This is a genomic window from Roseateles sp. GW821-FHT09H11 (genome assembly GCF_059415845.1).
On the sequence record NZ_JBWKOA010000007.1, the window covers coordinates 1 to 12,891 of the forward strand.

The following is a 12,891-nucleotide window of genomic DNA, read 5'->3' on the forward strand; positions in this document are numbered from 1 at the left end:
GCTAGGGTTCATACGTGGGTCAGGTTTGAACGGAAATCAGTGCGGTCGGTGGGTCAGGATTCGGCGGCAATCAACACGGGGTCAGTTTCCATGGAAATGACCCGGGTCAAATACGGCCTGAGCGCAAGCAACATCCACCTCAACGGCCGCCGTCATTGCCCCTAGGAACCGCAACTCGCGGGCGGTAAGGTCTGCGGAACCGCGAATGCTGCTGCTCACATTCTCTGTCCCGTTCCGAGCTTCTGCGCCGCTTCGTACAGAGCCTTACGACTTCGGCTCCGGCATGATCAACGTGGCTGACGTCACTAAACGGTGTGGCAGCTGGGCACTCCATCGCTGCCTTCGGGCTAGGTGTCGCAAACTCTGACCGCACGGCGCTTTACGCGGGGATGCTCGGCTACGAAGTCTCCCGCTTCGAGCGGATGATCAGGAGCCGTGGAGGGTCGGAAAGTGGACGAAGACTGGACTGCCGACATCGATGCACAACCGCTCAGCTCCGGACTGTACGCACCCGTGCTGATCCTCGTCCCGCCGGCGGAAGTGGGACCACCCATGAGGCGAGTGCTCCCGGGCGAGTACCCCTCAGCCGAGCACGCCAGATTCGCTGCATTGGATGCGCTGGCTGACATGACGCTGGAATGACCTCACGGCATTGCTACGGTTGCTGATGGCGTTGAGTCATCGCGCTTGCGACTCTTGGCGACGTCTCTGATTGGGAATGTCACTAACCCGCGCAGGCCAGCGCTCAAACCTATGCACCCGTCAAAGCGTCGGCCGTGCCGCCAATAGATGTGTTTGGCTCCAAGTCCGAGTGCGCGCGCCGACCTCGCTCACCACGACGTATAAATCCGATTCCCAAAATTGGGCATATTGGCAGCGTGAGTTGAGAACTTTGTGGATTTGGAAGTTCAGGACTCGGTGAACATTATCTGATGGCGACTGAGGCAACCTATATAAACTTGCTGAATCGAATTGACAAAGATATATTGGACCGGTTGTTTCCTGACCGACAGCCGCCATGAACACGTTTACTGCCGACGAAGTTCGCCAAGCACGGGAGGCCTTCCACGAGCGTGGGGAGTCGATCGCGGAGTGGGCTCGGGAACACGGCTTCTCCGCGAGCGCTGTCTACCAAGTGCTCAGTGGCCGCAGCCTCGCGCTGCGAGGGGAGGCTCATAGGATCGCTGTAGAACTGGGCCTGAAGCGCCGACCTCAGGCTGTCACCAGCGCGCGAGAGCCGCTGAGCCGGGAGGGCGCACTCATGTAGAAAGACAAACGCCGACCAATCTTTCGACGGGCCGGCGTCCGGGGTTGCCGAAACAACCGCTGTAGGAAGCCTTAGTTTCAACTCCCCCGAGCTCCCCGTCAAGTCCCTCCGCTCGCCGGAGGGTGGACATCTATTGCCATTTCTCGGGGAAATGAAACCAGCGCGTGTCGTTATTTCGCGGGCGCCACACCGTGAGGTGGGTGTCATACACGCGACTTGGTTTCAAGAGCGCGAGATTCATCATGAATCTCGGCTTGAGCGAAGCTTTATCGAGGTCGCACTTCTAATGCCAGGCCTTCGAGGTATTCGGCATCAGCCGCTGACGATCAACTACGAGCTTGGTCGACCTAAGCAGACCTACACACCGGACTTCGAACTCACGTTCGACGACGGCGAAAGCATCGTGGTCGAGGTCAAACCTCAACGGTTTTTGGAGAAGCACCGCGCGAAGTTGATGGCTTGCGCAAGCATCCTGGCGAAGCGAGGACAGTCGCTGTACGTGTGTACCGATGCAAGGCTTCATCAGGATCTCAGGCGTCGTGCGTCAGAGCTGAGGGACGCTGCACGCCGTGTCGCGCCGGGTCAGGAACTGCGGCGACTGCTTCGGCTCGTGCGAGACAGCGGAGGCCTCGAAATCGCTGCGGCGATTGCGGCTGGCCTTGATCGGGCTGTCATCGCTCACGCTGTGGGCCGCAGATATCTGACCGTAGGCTGCGCACTCGACCTAACCCCGATGAACTGGCTTCATTCCTTGGAGCCGGAGAGTGAACTCGTACGTCGTAGCGATTGGCTTGGTGGTCCGCCATGGGGAGCGGACGTGGGAGCTTGAACGTCAGCTGGGGGACGACGCCAAGACGCTGGTCTTCATCGACCAGGTCACTCGTGCGCCGAGGACCATGAGCCTCTCGGCGCTGCAGCGCCAGGTTTTGAAGGGAGAAATCGTCGTTGTAAGCGCATCCACGCCGGTGCTCGCGAAGTCGGATGACCGAGCACCGTTGCTCATGACCACCTTGGCTGACTTGGCGCCGCATCACCAAGAGGAGATCAATCGTCGCCATCGATATGTGCTGTACCTCCAACGCACGGGACTCACCAGGGGACAGCGAAGCGCCATCGCCAAGGAGCTGAAGGGACTCGACGGGTTCCTGCCCATGACCGATGAGAGCGAGCCTATCAAGGATCCGCACCCTCCGCGGGCATCCACCGTCATGGAGTGGATGCGGCGGTGGCTGGACAGCGAGGGCAACATCGCATCGTTGCTGAGTCGATCTGCCGTTCGGCGATCGCCTCCACGCAAGGATCCTGCCGTGTTGGAGGCTGCTCGTAGCCTCATTCGCAAGCACTATCTGCAGCGGGCGCGACAGCCGTTGGTTAAGACACATGAACTTGTGGCGTGCAAGCTGGAATCGCTGGCGCAGGCCGGGGTGGTCTCCGAGGACGATGCGTCGATGAGCTTGTCGACCCTGCGCAGGCTCATGCAGGAGACGCCTCCATACGAGCGGGATGTCGCACGCTTTGGGCCGGCCTACGCAAAGAATCGCTGGCGGTATTCGCTGGCAGGCGTTGACGTCGAGCGGCCGCAGCAGCGATACGAAATCGACCACACGATTCTGGACATCGTGGTTGTAAGCGACCTGAATGGGATGCCTCTGGGCCGCCCCACGCTGACGATCGTCGTTGATGCGTTCGGACACTACGTCACGGGCTTCTTCGTCAGCTTCTGGGGAACAGGTCTGACTACGGCCCTCGCAGCGCTCAAGGTGGCGATCTCTCCGAAGGACGAATACACGGCGGGGCAGGGCCTGCGGAACCCGTGGCTACCGTATGGAATTCCCATGATGGTTGCCCTCGACAACGGGCTCGAATTCCATTCGAAGCAGTTCCACCAGGTTGCTAAGCACCTGAACATGGATCTCACGTTCTGCCCCGTTCGTCATCCGTGGATGAAGCCCAACGTCGAACGCATCATCGGCGAGATCACCGGTCAGTTGCCGAAGGAAGGACGGGTCAACAAGCCGTTGGACAACTACCTACCGCTCAACCCGGACAAGACGGCTGCCATCACGTTCGGCGCCTTCTGCAACGGGCTTCTGAAGCTGGTTGTAGATCAACTGCCCTTCCAGATCAATGAGCGAACGCTGAGCACCCCCTTCGATCGCTACTCGACTGGCATCGATAAGCTGCTTCCGCCGCGTTTGCCAGCCAGCACGCGAGAGCTAGACATCATCGTTGCGCCCAGCATCGAGCTCACAGTTGGCAATGAAGGGGTGGTGACCCAGTACCTCCGATACAACTCGCGTGAGCTCCAAGCGCTGCGGCGTCGACGGGGCTGCAACTTCAAGACTGCAGTCAAATTCAATGGGATGAACTTGGGAAGCGTGTTCGTGCGCGATCCAGTCTCGGGCGGCTGGCTTGAAACACCGAGCTGCGATCCCGACTATGCCGATGGGTTGTCCATCATTCAGCACAAGGCCATTCGAGCGCTCTTGAAGGGTGAGCTGCGTCGCCGGGAGATCCCGGAGCGACTCCATCGGACCAAGCTGGACCTCATGGACATGTGGAACAGCGGAGTGATCTCTGGGAAACGGTTGAAGCAGGAGACTCTGCGCGGCCTATCAGGACTCACCTCCGCGGAGGCATTGGTGGGGGTAGGGGTTCCGGCTGCCAAGCTCTCTTCGTTCCGGACGGAATCGGTGGTTGCGGCTGCCGACATGACGATTCCAGACCACGAGATCCCGGAATTCGAATCCTTGGATTTGGGTGGTCTCTGATGCACGCCCAAGACATCGGCGAAGAAGCGCAACGCGAGCAGTACGCGCGGGTGGTGGCTCGGCGGCAGACGCTGTATTCGCCTCTGGCCATCTCGCGCTGCATCGAGGTCGACCAAGCAGTCGTTCTTCATACAGGTTTCGAGCAAGCGCTGCGTTCGATGGACCGGGCCTTTCAGCTTGGCAGCGCACTGAGCGCCCCTACGGGGCTGATTGTGTACGGAGGCCCTGGCAGCGGGAAGACTACCTTGCTGCAGTATTTCGCGGCCTCGTTGCCACTAAGCGAAGAGACCCCGGGCCACCGCCCTGTAATTAGCCTTCGACTCTCCCGCGTGCCCACGCTCAAGGGAGCCATCGAGGCCATCCTCACCGCTGCGCACTATCCGTTCCCTAGGGTGACCGGCGGCCAGCTTGCAAGAAAGCGGGCAGTGGCGCTCGACGTCCTGAAGCGATACAGGACCAAGCTCGTCCTCGTCGATGAGGCTCAACATCTTTGCAACGCCAGTGCTCGGCCCAGCGAGTCCTCGCCTGAAGGGTCCATCACCTCAGACTTCTTCCGCGAGGTCGTCGATAGCCGAGTTGGGCTTGTGCTCTGCGGCGGTCCTGCGCTCCTGGGCCTGAAGGATCGCGATCGCTATCTCCACAGCCGTTGCGGTGCAAAGGTGGAGCTCGAAGCTTTTGCGTTTGGGCCGCCGTGGATCGGCCTTGTCCGAGCCTTGGTGGCGCGCAGCCAGCACCACGACCTTACGTTCTTGAGCAACCCCGGAGCTGCCAAGCTGCTACACGGAGCAGTGCTCGGGAATCTGCGGTGGCTCAAGCTACTTCTCATCGAAGCGATCCTGGTTTCCGTGGACAGCGGAAAGCACGCGCTCGATCAGGCAGACCTGGCGGTCGGCTTTGATCGTTCGCTCGGCGGTGTCATTTCCAACCAGAACCCGTGGTCCAACCGATGATGCCTCTTCCCATCCAGCTAGCACCGCGGCCGGAGGAGTCAGTCCACAGCTTCGTTCTTCGATTGCTCCGCGAGAACGGCGCGACAGCAACCGAGGCGCAGAGGGCCGTCCAAGAAGATTCGCGCCGGCGGATCGGAGACCTTGACGCCCAGCTCTTCGCCGAGTGGTCTGGTCAACCGTGCACATGGTTTGAGCTTCGCTTGCCGAGGCGAGTGCGCTCGGACAGGTGGTTCGAGATAGAGCTCTTTGGAACCCGCTGGCGCGACGATCTCCTGCTTAGGGGCACACGCCAGCAGATCTGCCCGCTCTGCCTCGAGGCGGCCGGTGTGGGGTGCTTGGAGTGGGATCTGCTGATGTACTGTGCGTGTCATGTCCATGGCACGATGCTTGTCGATATGTGTCACGCCTGTGGAAGTTCCATTCAAGCGAGTCGACCGGCGCTGGAGATGTGCAGATGCGGGGCATACCTCACCGATACCCCGAGATCAACGGCAGCCACCCCCGAGGTAACTGCGTGGTGCTCCATGCTTTCTTCTAGGCTGGCCTACCACCTAGGTGGTGCCGTAGCCGACGTACCGCTGACGCTCGCGCCGTTTCGTGGTCTCAGCTTGGACGGAGCAGCTCGTCTCGTGCAGGCCTTCGCTGGTGGGGGGAGGGCCTACCGAGGCGCGGTACTAGATGCGACAACCACTTGGTTGAACTCTGCCGCCGTCCATGTACTGGTGCAGGAGGGCCTCTCTTCACTCGCGCGTCTGGAGATCTGGGGCCGGGTCGATGGGTCGGCGGCGGTGGCGAGTGCGCTCGCGGAGCAGACGGTTCGAGGGGTATCTCAACGTGACCGATCTGCGGCGGCCCTTGCGCTGCGTCATGTGGCGGCGAGACCGACTTGGCGAAACATTCGCTCGCAGCTGCAAAGACAGGAGGAACTGTTCGAAGATCCACCCTGACGGACAGGGCTCTGCAGCGTCCGTAGCTGAACTGACGCGTCTAGGTGATGCGTCCTAAGGAGACTTACATGACGCGTTCTCAAGTCGACGCGGGCGGCCATCTGGCAGTACCGCAAGAAGTGTTAGCCGACTTGACGTTGAAGGGCGGTGACATCGTGGAGTTCATTCCTCACGATGGCGGGTGCTATCTACTCGTGCCGCGGAACCGCGATGTCTCGGGGTTGAAAGGCCTGTTTGCCACGTCCCGCCACCTATCGGTCGAGGACATGAACGATGCAGCTGCGGCGGAGGCCGTTAAAGCCAAAGCTGCGGGAGGCCGAACTTGAGGAGCATCGCTCGCGCCGTCTTAGGCGTTCGCGGGGGACTCTTGTGCCATCGAGTCCCACCAGTTGAGCAGCGTCGCTCGTACAAGGTAGTGGAAAGTGTGGAGGCTGATCGGGAGGGCTTCGAGGAGCCAGTAGCCGCCGAACATGTTGGCTGCCAAGCCCGGCGAACCAATCTCGACGGGTGAGTCGTCATGCTGAAGGCGAAAGGCCGGCTCGCGCATTGACGCGGGAATGGGTGTGCTGCCGTGGAGCCCTTTCGAGCGGCAACCACAGACAAGCTTGAGGACTGTCGACAGGCCCTCTGATGGACGTCGATGCCCTCTTTGCGACGCCTGTCGATCGGTAGGTTTGCTCATGCTGGTACCCCGTGACCACCGTGCCGGCCAACTTTGACCACAGGCACTGGTCATGACCGCCATTCGCGATGGTAGCCGGACGTTGCTTGTCGTGACCCTGTCGCTGATCGTGACCGGGGTGGCCGCTCAGGCTGAAGTTATTGCACATGTCAGGCCGCGTTCTAAAGCGTGTGCAGCTGCGTCTGGTCTGCAGCGATTACGGTCTTTCGGCCCGGATCCAGATCTGACCGCTGCAAAGTCCAAAGCAGTCGACCGCATGTGCGGGAGTACTAGTCGTAGATCAGTCAATCAAGGCGCCCAGCCCGCAGCTGTTCACGCTCGTTTACCTCGACCTGGCGGCTTTGGCAAACTTGACCTGGCCCTTCTTCACAACCCGCCCGGTCCCGTTGGCAGCGGGCCTGGCATCAACACCTCGCCGTTCGGGCCCCAGTCGACCTGGGTGATGCCTGGCTCCATCGCTTCCAGCCGGCGCCGTTCCAGCTCGTAGGCGCTGGGCATGGCGCAGGGGTCGAAGGCCAGCGCGGCCTGCAGATCGGCGAGCAGCTGCGCCTCACTCCAGGGCTTGGGGACGAAGCGGAACACCCCGGCGCGATTCACTGCGGCCAGCAGGGTGCCGAAGTCGGTCGCGGCGCTGAGCATCAGGCGCACCGCTCGCGGGTCCAGTTCGCGGGCGCGGGCGAGCAGGCTGACGCCGTCCAGCCCCGGCATGCGGTAGTCGCTGATCAGCACATCGAAGCGCTCGTGCTGCAGGCGCTGCAGGGCCTGCAGCGGATCGCTGCACAGCGCGACACTGAGCTGCTGCGGTATGAACTGGCGCTGAAGCAGGCGGCGCAGGGCCTGCAGCACCGGCATCTCGTCGTCGACGATGAGCAGGCGCTTCATAACCCGCTCTCCTGCGGCGACTGCACGGACAGCAGCAGGCTCAGGCCATGCTTGCGCTCGAAGCCCCGGATGCGCTCGATCAGGTCGTCGCTGAGACGCTGGCCGGCCGACAGCAGCAGCACGCCCTCGGGCGACATGAAGTCCTTGGCCAGGACTTGGCCGGCGCGAAGCTCCGCAGTGGCCAGCCGCAGCATGGCCGGCTTGGGCCTGGGCGGCGCGGTCGAGAACAGGCTCACGAAGGCATCGACGACGCCGGGGTCGAACTGGCTGCCGCGCCCGGCGATCACCGCTTGACGGGCCTCGAAGGGGCTCAGGGCCTGGCCGTCGAGATGGCCGCTGCGCAGGTCCTCGTAGGCGTCGGCCACCGCCAGGATGCGAGCACCAAGCGGGATCGCCGTGCCGCGCAGGCCGTCGGGGAATCCCTGCCCGTCCCAGCGCTCGTGGTGGGCGCGGATCAGCGGCGCCACGTCCTGCATGTCGTCGTTGGCCAGCAGCGCCTGCTCGCCGAGCACCGGGTGCAGCCGGTAGCGGCGCAGCTCATCGCGGTCGAGCTTGTTCAGGGGCCGCGCCAGCACCGCGTCGCTGAGGCCGATGTGGCCGACGTCGTGCAACAGTGCGGCGATGGGCAGATCGTGCGCCGTGTTGGCGTCCAGCGTCATCACCTGCGCGATGCGCCGCGTCAGATCGGCGACCTGGCGGGCATGGCCGACCTGGGCGCGGTCGCGCAGCTCGATCAGCGCGGTGAAGGCCTTGATCGAGGTCAGGTAGTTGCGCTTGAGCCTGTCGTTGGCCGCGGCCAGTTCCTCGGTCCGCAAGGCAACGCGGGCCTCCAGACTCGCGTTCAGCGTCTTCAGCTCGTCGTTCTGCTGTTGCGTCAGGCGCTCCAACGCCCGCTTGTCGGCTTCGAGCTGCTGGATCTCGGCGACTTGCCTCAGGGTCAGCAGCAACTCGTCGTCGTTCCAGGGCTTGGCGATGTAGCGGTGCACGCGGCCGTGGTTGATGGCGGCGATGGTCGAGCCCAGATCGGCCTGGCCGGTCAGCAGCAGGCGCGCGGTCTGCGGCCAGCCCTGGCCGACGCGTTCGAGCAGCTGCACGCCGTCCATGCCCGGCATGCGCATGTCTGACAGCACGGCGTTGACGGGCTCGTTGGCGAGCAGGGCCAGCGCCTCTTCGGCATTGCCGGCGGTCAGGATGCGCCAGCCGGTGCTGCGGAACAGCCGCCGCAACACGGCCAGGATGTTGGGCTCGTCGTCGACGGCGAGCAGGGTCCAGGGCGTGGGTTCAGCGCTCATGCTGCAGCCCCGGAGGTACCCGGACGCCGCACCGGCAGCGTGACGCGAAAGCACGAGCCCCGGCCCGGTTCGCTGCGCACGTCGATGCGGCCCTGGTGCTTCTGCACGATGCCATAGGCCAGCGACAGGCCCAGGCCGGTGCCGCGACCGACCGGCTTGGTAGTGAAGAAGGGGTCGAAGACACGCGCCAGGTGCTCGGGCGCGATGCCGCAGCCATCGTCCTCGACCTCAACCCAGACCTTGTCGCCGGCGTCGGCGCTGCGCACGACGATCAGGCCACGTTCCGGGCCGATTGCATGGGCCGCGTTGACGAGCAGGTTCAGGAACACCTGGTTCAGCTCCGAGGGCAGGCATTCGACGTCGGGCAGCTCGCCGTACTCGCGCTTCACGTCGGCCCGGTACTTGATCTCATTGGCGACGATGTTCAGTGTCGAGTCGATGCCCTGGTGCAGCGAGGCCCAAACCCATTCCTGGTGGGTGTCGACGCGCGAGAAATCCTTCAGGTCCTGGACGATCTGGCGCACCCGGGAGAGGCCCTCCTTGGACTCGCCCATCAGCATGGGGATGTCCTGCTTCAGATAGTCCAGTTCGACCCGTTCGCGCAAGGCCGCGAGCCGCTCCGCGACGGCGCTGCCGGCCAGCGCCGCCTCGGCCTGCTCGTAGGCCTCAAGCATCTCGAACAGACGCACGAGATACGCCTGCAGCGTGCCGAAGTTGGAGAACACATAGCCGATCGGGTTGTTGATCTCGTGCGCCACGCCGGCGGCGAGTTGCCCGATCGAGGCCAGCCGTTCGGACTGCAGCAACTGGTCCTGCGCGCTGCGTAGGCTGTCGTTCAGCGCTCGCAGCTCCTGGTTGGCGCGCTGCAAAGAGAGGAGTTCGGCGTTGGTCATGGGGGTCCTTCAGTGAAGCAGCGCCTCGCAGATGGCCTCGAACTGGGCCTCGGTGTGCGCAAACACCCGCTGGCAGGCGGCGTCGTCCAGGCCGCATGCGGCCCAGACCGGCAGTGCCAGGCTCGGCACCGCCTCGTCGGCATCGCCGGTCAGTCCCAGCGCATGGGCGATGGCATCGGCGACATGAGCGATGCCGGTCAGCGTCAGCCCGGCGGCGGCCGATGGTGCGTGGTGCTCGCGGATGGCGTCGACGATGGCCGGTGAGAAGTTCCAATGCCCGGCGATCAGCCCGCCGACCTCGGCGTGATCGATGCCGAGCGCGCCGCGCTCGGCATCATCGGCGGGGCAGTCCTGCTCGTGCCGCCAGCGTCCGACCTCGGCGTAGGCCGGCGCAAACGCACTGGCCAGGGCCAGCCGCCCGATGTCATGCAACAGGCCGACAGTGAAGGCCAGGTCGGCGTCGTCGCGCCCCAGTTCGCTGGCAAGCGCCTGCGCGCACAGGGCACTGCCTAGCGAGTGGCGCCAGAAGGCATCGTGATCGAAATCAGCGGGGTGGCCGAAGCTGCCGGCCAGGCCAGCGGCCGTCACGACCCCGCGCACGGTGCGCAGGCCTAGCACGCCGATCGCCTCGGCCACTGACCCAACCCGCCTGCCACGACCGTAGAAGGACGAGTTCGCCAAGCGCAGGGTCTTGGCGGCCAAGGCCTGGTCCTGGGAGATCTTGGTGGCGAACTGCTCGGCACTGAGCCCTTCCTGCCCCAGCGACTCGACCAGTTCGAGCACCAGCGAGGGCAGCGGCGGCAGGTCGCGCAGCGCGGCAAGCAACTCGTCGCGGGTGATGGCTCGCAAGGCCGTGCTCATCGCGGCGACTCCTGGCGATACCGACGCATCGGATGCAGCAGCGGGTGCACCCGCCCGTCGCGCAGGCTGTGACGGAACAGCTGCGCCAGCGCAGCCGGCTCCACCGGCGTTTTCTCAGGGGTTTCTGGACTTTTCATTTCGGAGCCTCGGTTTGCGGCAGCAGCACGAGCAGGCGGCCGCGCGCATTGCCGTCCAACAGACGGCTGATCGCCCACCAGCGGCGCCCGGCCAGCGTCACCAGCATGGCGTCGCCGTCCAGCGCTTGCCGCAGGTTGGGCGGCAACTGCTCGCCGGCCGGCTCACCCAGCCGATCGACGGCCAGACCGCACAGCGCGCGAGCCGGCGCATTGGCAAACACCAGCAGGCCTTCGTCGTCGATGCCGAACGCGGGCACCGGTACGGCATCCAGCAGCTCCTGCGCCGCCTCGCGACTGCCGACCTCGCGCAGGTTGCGCTCGCGCTGGGCGCTCAGCAGCGTCTGCAGGCGCCGGTTCAGCTGGGCCAATTCCTGGTTGGCGGCCTGCACCTCCTGGCCGAGGCGGCGGTTCTGGTCGGCCATCTCCTTGATCGTGAAGGCCTCGCGCAGATGAGCGCGCAGTTGTTCGTCGTCCCAGGGCTTGGCGAGAAACTTGTAAATCGCCCCTTCATTGATCGCGTCGGTGATCGACTGCAGCTCGGTGTAGCCCGACAGCACCAGGCGGATGGTCTCCGGGTAGAGCTGGCGGGTGCGGCGCAGCAGCTCGACCCCGGTCATGCCCGGCATGCGCTGGTCGGACAGGATCACGTCGACCTCGTGCCGTGCCATCTGCTCAAGCGCCTGCTCGGCGCTGGTGCTGCTGAGCACCAGCCAGCCTTCGGCGCGCAGCAGCCGTCGCAGCGCGGCGAGGATGTTCTCCTCGTCGTCGACCAGTAGCAGGGTGCGCTGCCGCGAACGCCGGCCGATCAGCGCTGCATCAATCTGCCGGCCCTCGCGCAACATGGTTTCGATGGCCTCCGCCGGCACCGCGGCGCTGAACCAGTAGCCCTGCATCTGGTCGCAGCGGTTGGCGGCCAGCAGCGCTGCCTGGCCTTCGCTTTCGACGCCCTCGGCGAGCACCTTCATCTGCAGCTGCTGGGCCATGGTGATGATGGCGCGCGTGATCGACACCGCTTCCGCCGGGGCGCTGACGTCGGGCACCAGCGAGCGGTCGATCTTGACCACGTCCACCGGCAGCCGGCGCAGATAGCTCAGGCTGGAATAGCCGGTGCCGAAGTCATCGAGCGAGACCTCGACGCCGAGGGCGCGAAGCGCGCTCAGGTGCTGCACCGCCTGGTCGAAGTTGGCGATCAGCATGCTCTCGGTGACCTCGACGCCGAACCGCCGCGGGTCCAGGCCGCTGGCCGCGAGCAGGGCCTCGATGCGCCGCGCCAGGTCCGGCTGCAGCAGCTGGCGCGCCGACAGATTGACCGCCATGCGCAGCGGCGGAAGCCCGGCGCGCTGCCAATGCGCCGCCTGCTCGATGGCGTGGCGCAGCACCCAGTCACCGATGGGCACGATCAGGCCGGTTTCCTCGGCGATGGGGATGAAACGGTCGGGGGCAATGCGACCCAGGGTCGGGTGCTGCCAGCGCAGCAAGGCCTCGACGCCGACGATGCGGCCATGGCCCAGGTCGAGCTGCGGCTGGTAGTGCAGTTCGAGCTGTTCGTCGCGCAGCGCATGGCGCAACGCGGTCTCCAGCGTCAGCCGTTCGGGGTCGTCGTCATGCGGCGCACCGGCATAGGCGCTGACCTGGTTGCGGCCCAGCAGCTTGGCCTGGTGCAGCGCGGCGTTGGCGCGGCGCAGCAGGGTGTCGGCATGGTCGCCGTCGGCCGGCGCCACGGCAGTACCGATGCTGCAGGTCAGGTGGATCTCGTGGCCTTCGATCGTCATCGGCCGGGCGATGCTGTCGAGCAGTGCCTGCCCCATGTGCGTCGCCGCGTCCGCAGGAGCGGGCATCACGACCACGAACTCATCGCCGCCGCGGCGCGCCACCAGGTCGACGGTGCGCACGGTGGCGGCGATGCGCCGAGCGACTTCGCGCAGCGCGGCGTCGCCGACATGGGGGCCGAGCCCGTCGTTGATGCGCTTGAAGCGGTCGAGCTCCAGCATCAGCACCGCGGTTTCGGCGCTGGTATGCAGGATCGCGTCCAGGCGCTCCACGAGTAACTGGCGGTTCGGCAAGCCCGTCAGTTCGTCGAACTGCAGCAGTTGCTGGATGCGGCGTTCGGCGGCGCGTCGTTCACGCAGGTCGTCGATGCAGACATGGGCGAAGGAGGTGCCGCCGCTGGTCACCAGACTGACGGAGACATCGGCCGGAATCTCATGGC

At 64.7% G+C, this 12,891-nt stretch carries 12 protein-coding genes and 1 pseudogene; 6 read left to right on the top strand and 7 right to left on the bottom strand.

Annotated elements, in window-relative coordinates; all coding sequences use genetic code 11:
* Positions 1-1,018: 1,018 nt before the first annotated feature.
* The gene (locus AC07PR_RS21985; RefSeq protein ID WP_495136559.1) at positions 1,019-1,267 is read left to right on the top strand and encodes a DNA-binding protein; all 249 of its coding nucleotides are present in this window, start codon (positions 1,019-1,021) and stop codon (positions 1,265-1,267) included.
* Between the two features lie 286 nt (positions 1,268-1,553).
* Positions 1,554-1,763 (top strand): annotated as a pseudogene (locus tag AC07PR_RS21990) (Tn7 transposase TnsA N-terminal domain-containing protein); the annotation flags it as partial.
* Positions 1,764-1,811: 48 nt separating this feature from the next.
* Here the strand turns inward: AC07PR_RS21990 and AC07PR_RS21995 are convergent.
* Positions 1,812-1,949: a hypothetical protein gene (locus AC07PR_RS21995; protein ID WP_495136829.1), complete on the bottom strand. Its 138-nt coding sequence runs from the start codon at positions 1,947-1,949 to the stop codon at positions 1,812-1,814.
* Positions 1,950-2,031: 82 nt separating this feature from the next.
* On the opposite strand from AC07PR_RS21995, the gene AC07PR_RS22000 reads away from it, so the two are divergent.
* The 4 genes from AC07PR_RS22000 (at position 2,032) to AC07PR_RS22015 (ending at position 6,261) form a co-directional block, all read left to right on the top strand.
* Entirely contained in the window at positions 2,032-4,038 is a 2,007-nt protein-coding gene (locus AC07PR_RS22000; protein ID WP_495136560.1) for a TnsB C-terminal domain-containing protein, read from the top strand.
* Positions 4,038-4,988, top strand: a complete 951-nt coding sequence (locus AC07PR_RS22005; protein WP_495136561.1) for a TniB family NTP-binding protein — start codon at positions 4,038-4,040, stop codon at positions 4,986-4,988. Before AC07PR_RS22000 ends, AC07PR_RS22005 begins: the two co-directional genes overlap by 1 nt.
* Positions 4,988-5,935, top strand: coding sequence for a TniQ family protein (locus AC07PR_RS22010; RefSeq protein WP_495136820.1), 948 nt, complete (start codon positions 4,988-4,990; stop codon positions 5,933-5,935). Before AC07PR_RS22005 ends, AC07PR_RS22010 begins: the two co-directional genes overlap by 1 nt.
* 68 nt (positions 5,936-6,003) lie before the next feature.
* Positions 6,004-6,261 (top strand): hypothetical protein, encoded by a 258-nt coding sequence (locus AC07PR_RS22015; protein ID WP_495136562.1) that lies wholly within the window; start codon positions 6,004-6,006, stop codon positions 6,259-6,261.
* Positions 6,262-6,983: 722 nt separating this feature from the next.
* On the opposite strand, the gene AC07PR_RS22020 is transcribed toward AC07PR_RS22015, so the two are convergent.
* Genes AC07PR_RS22020 through AC07PR_RS22045 form a run of 6 tightly spaced genes read right to left on the bottom strand, consistent with a single transcriptional unit; the run spans position 6,984 to position 12,856 of the window.
* Positions 6,984-7,499, bottom strand: a complete 516-nt coding sequence (locus tag AC07PR_RS22020) for a response regulator (protein WP_495136563.1) — start codon at positions 7,497-7,499, stop codon at positions 6,984-6,986.
* Positions 7,496-8,791: a response regulator c-di-GMP phosphodiesterase, NosR family gene (nosR, locus tag AC07PR_RS22025; RefSeq protein WP_495136564.1), complete on the bottom strand. Its 1,296-nt coding sequence runs from the start codon at positions 8,789-8,791 to the stop codon at positions 7,496-7,498. The genes AC07PR_RS22020 and nosR overlap by 4 nt, the downstream gene beginning before the upstream one ends.
* Entirely contained in the window at positions 8,788-9,684 is an 897-nt protein-coding gene (locus AC07PR_RS22030; RefSeq protein WP_495136565.1) for an ATP-binding protein, read from the bottom strand. The genes nosR and AC07PR_RS22030 overlap by 4 nt, the downstream gene beginning before the upstream one ends.
* Before the next feature lie 9 nt (positions 9,685-9,693).
* A complete protein-coding gene (locus AC07PR_RS22035) occupies positions 9,694-10,545 on the bottom strand; it encodes an HDOD domain-containing protein (RefSeq protein WP_495136566.1) in 852 nt (283 codons plus the stop codon).
* On the bottom strand, positions 10,542-10,682 hold the full coding sequence (locus tag AC07PR_RS22040; RefSeq protein WP_495136567.1) for a hypothetical protein: 141 nt from the start codon (positions 10,680-10,682) through the stop codon (positions 10,542-10,544). Before AC07PR_RS22040 ends, AC07PR_RS22035 begins: the two co-directional genes overlap by 4 nt.
* Positions 10,679-12,856, bottom strand: coding sequence for an EAL domain-containing protein (locus AC07PR_RS22045; protein ID WP_495136568.1), 2,178 nt, complete (start codon positions 12,854-12,856; stop codon positions 10,679-10,681). Before AC07PR_RS22045 ends, AC07PR_RS22040 begins: the two co-directional genes overlap by 4 nt.
* Positions 12,857-12,891: the final 35 nt, after the last annotated feature.

Excerpts from the sequence above, each read along its gene's own strand:
- AC07PR_RS21985 (WP_495136559.1), top strand. The coding sequence starts at position 1,019 with ATGAACACGTTTACTGCCGACGAAGTTCGCCAAGCACGGGAGGCCTTC.
- AC07PR_RS22005 (WP_495136561.1), top strand. The coding sequence starts at position 4,038 with ATGCACGCCCAAGACATCGGCGAAGAAGCGCAACGCGAGCAGTACGCG.
- AC07PR_RS22010 (WP_495136820.1), top strand. The coding sequence starts at position 4,988 with ATGCCTCTTCCCATCCAGCTAGCACCGCGGCCGGAGGAGTCAGTCCAC.
- AC07PR_RS22015 (WP_495136562.1), top strand. The coding sequence starts at position 6,004 with ATGACGCGTTCTCAAGTCGACGCGGGCGGCCATCTGGCAGTACCGCAA.
- AC07PR_RS22020 (WP_495136563.1), bottom strand. The coding sequence starts at position 7,499 with ATGAAGCGCCTGCTCATCGTCGACGACGAGATGCCGGTGCTGCAGGCC.
- nosR (WP_495136564.1), bottom strand. The coding sequence starts at position 8,791 with ATGAGCGCTGAACCCACGCCCTGGACCCTGCTCGCCGTCGACGACGAG.
- AC07PR_RS22030 (WP_495136565.1), bottom strand. The coding sequence starts at position 9,684 with ATGACCAACGCCGAACTCCTCTCTTTGCAGCGCGCCAACCAGGAGCTG.
- AC07PR_RS22035 (WP_495136566.1), bottom strand. The coding sequence starts at position 10,545 with ATGAGCACGGCCTTGCGAGCCATCACCCGCGACGAGTTGCTTGCCGCG.
- AC07PR_RS22040 (WP_495136567.1), bottom strand. The coding sequence starts at position 10,682 with ATGAAAAGTCCAGAAACCCCTGAGAAAACGCCGGTGGAGCCGGCTGCG.